The organism is Stenotrophomonas sp. HMWF003 (assembly GCF_003061285.1).
Lineage (GTDB): Bacteria > Pseudomonadota > Gammaproteobacteria > Xanthomonadales > Xanthomonadaceae > Stenotrophomonas > Stenotrophomonas maltophilia_AP.
On sequence record NZ_QAIW01000365.1, the window covers coordinates 24,116 to 26,912 of the forward strand.

Here is a 2,797-nt window from a genome sequence, read left to right on the forward strand (position 1 = left end):
CGATCGAGCCGGGCGAGCGTATCGCCCTGATCGGCCGCAATGGCGCCGGCAAATCGACCCTGCTCAAGCTGCTGTCCGGCGACCACAAGCCCGACGACGGAGAAGTCCGCGTGCAGCAGGGGGGGCGCATCACCCGCCTGGAACAGGAAGTCCCGCACGGTGCCGCCGGCAGCGTGTTCGACGTGGTGGCCGATGGCCTGGGCGAGCTGGGCCAGTGGCTGGCCGAGTTCCATCACCTGAGCATGGCCGACGAGTTCGACGGCGATGCCCTGTCGGCCGTGCAGGCCAAGATCGACGCCGCCAACGGCTGGGGCCTGGACCAGCGCGTCAGCGAAACCCTGACCAAGCTTGACCTGGACGGCGAAGCCGAATTCGCGCGCCTGTCCGGCGGCATGAAGCGCCGCGTGCTGCTCGGCCGCGCGCTGGTGTCCTCGCCGGACCTGCTGCTGCTCGACGAACCGACCAACCACCTGGACATCGAAGCCATCGACTGGCTCGAAATGTTCCTCAAGAACTGGAACGGCAGCGTGGTGTTCGTCACCCATGACCGTCGCTTCCTGCGCGCACTGGCCACCCGCATCGTCGAGATCGACCGTGGCCAGGTCACCAGCTGGCCGGGCGACTGGGCCAACTACGAACGCCGCCGCGAAGAACGCCTCAATGCGCAGGCGCAGGAAAACGCGCGCTTCGACAAGCTGTTGGCCCAGGAAGAAATCTGGATCCGCCAGGGCATCAAGGCCCGCCGCACCCGCGACGAAGGCCGCGTGCGTCGCCTCAAGGCGATGCGCAATGATCGGTCGCAGCGCCGCGAACTGGGCGGCAACGTGCGCATGGAAGCGGCGCAGGCGGAGAATTCCGGCAAGAAGGTCATCGACGTCAAGGACATCTCCTTCGCCTTTGGCGAACGCGTGATGGTCAAGGACTTTAGTACCGTCATCCTGCGTGGCGACCGGATCGGCCTGATCGGTCCCAACGGCAGCGGCAAGACCACGCTGCTGAAGCTGCTGCTGGGCGACCTGCAGCCGCAGAGCGGCGAAGTGCGCGCCGGCACCAACCTGCAGATCGCCTACTTCGACCAGTACCGCGCGGTGCTGCGCGAAGACTGGACCGCGATCGAGAACGTGGCCGAAGGCCGCGATTTCATCGAGTTCAACGGCAAGCGCAAGCATGTGCATGCCTACCTGCAGGACTTCCTGTTCTCGCCCGAGCGCGCCCGCGCGCCGATCACCCGCCTGTCCGGTGGCGAGCGCAACCGCCTGCTGCTGGCCAAGCTGTTCGCGCAGCCGTCCAACCTGCTGGTGATGGACGAACCGACCAACGACCTGGACGTGGAAACGCTGGAACTGCTGGAAGAGCTGCTCAGCGATTACAGCGGCACCTTGCTGCTGGTCAGCCATGACCGTGACTTCCTCGACAACGTGGTGACCTCCACGATGGTGATGGAAGGCGACGGCGTGGTGGGCGAGTACATCGGTGGCTACAGCGACTGGCAGCGCCAGGCCGAGCGCGTGGCGGCGGCGGCTGCCGCGGCACCGGTGGTGGCGGGCAAGCCGGCCGCCCTGGTTGCTGCAGCACCGGCCGAGCCGGCCGCTGCCAAGCGCAAGCTCAGCTACAAGGACGCACGCGAACTGGAACAGCTGCCGCTGAAGATCGAGACCCTGGAGAAGGACGTCGAAGGCCTCACCGCCGCGATGAACGACCCGGCGTTCTACCAGCGCAGCGCGCCCGACATGGCCGCCCACAACGCGAAGCTTGCCAAGGTGCAGGCCGAGCTGGATGCCGCATACGCGCGCTGGGAAGAACTGGACGCGTGACCCCCGTAGAGCCGGGCTCTGCCCGGCTCGGACCACACGTGCATCGCGCCAGACGAAACGCAGCCGACCAACGGTCGGCTCTACCGGGTGGGTGTTCATGGCGCCTGGCGGACGCAGCCGACCAACGGTCGGCTCTACCCGCTCAACAACCCGGGTAGAGCCACGCCATGCGTGGCTGCACAACCAGCCAGCCCGGTCGGCTCACCACCCCAGGTAGAGCCACGCCATGCGTGGCTGCACGACCCACCCGCCCAGACACCGGGCGCCCGCGGTCACTTCAACCCGTGCAGATCCCGCAGCTGGGTCGGCCGTGAGCCGAAGTACGCGGCCAGGTCGGCGATGTCCTGATCGCTCAGGTCGGTCGCCTGCGGGGTCATCAACGCGTGCTGGCGGTCGCCGGCGCGGTAGGCCTGCAATGCGTGGGCCAGGTAGTCACCGTACTGCCCACCCAGCTTCGGGTAGGTCGCGTCGATCGGCTTGTTGCCGTCGGCGCCGTGGCAGTCGATGCAGCTCTGGCCGGTGGCCTTGCCCTTGACCTGGGCGCGGGCTTCGCCGGCGGCGATGCGTCCGGTGGGTAGGCCGGCCGATGAGCCGGACCCGTGCTCGCCACTGGCGTGGCCCGGGTCGGCGGCGGAATCTGCGCTGTTTTCCACCTGCGACTGCGAACACGCAGCCAGCAGCAGGGCAACGGACAGGGCGATGGCATAACGCTTGAAGGGCGCGGCTTTCGTCATGGGCGGTGCTTACTTGACGGTGGACAGGTAAACAGCGAGATCGGCGATCTCCTGTTCGCTGAAACTCATGGACTGCGCCTGCATCGTCGGATGCTTGCGCTTGCCCTGGCGGTACTCGCTCAGCGCCTGGCTGAGGTACTGCTGGGTCTGCCCACCAATCTTGGGCACTCTGTAGCTGGGGTAGGCGTTCTTGTAGCCGGTGATGCCGTGGCACCCCTGGCAGGTGTAGGCGAGTACCCGGCCATTGTC

At 67.2% G+C, this 2,797-nt stretch carries 3 protein-coding genes; 1 reads left to right on the top strand and 2 read right to left on the bottom strand.

From position 1 onward, the window contains the following. On the top strand, nucleotides 1-1,814 hold a 1,814-nt coding region (locus tag DBR34_RS15015; protein ID WP_128097394.1), incomplete at its 5' end, for an ATP-binding cassette domain-containing protein. Nucleotides 1,815-2,086: 272 nt separating this feature from the next. Here DBR34_RS15015 and DBR34_RS15020 read toward each other — a convergent pair. Together DBR34_RS15020 and DBR34_RS15025 are read right to left on the bottom strand one after the other, a co-directional pair. Continuing rightward, entirely contained in the window at nucleotides 2,087-2,548 is a 462-nt protein-coding gene (locus tag DBR34_RS15020; protein ID WP_128097390.1) for a cytochrome c, read from the bottom strand. A 9-nt stretch (nucleotides 2,549-2,557) separates the two neighbouring features. Next, nucleotides 2,558-2,797, bottom strand: a 240-nt coding sequence (locus DBR34_RS15025) for a c-type cytochrome (protein ID WP_128097391.1), incomplete at its 5' end; no start/stop codon positions are given.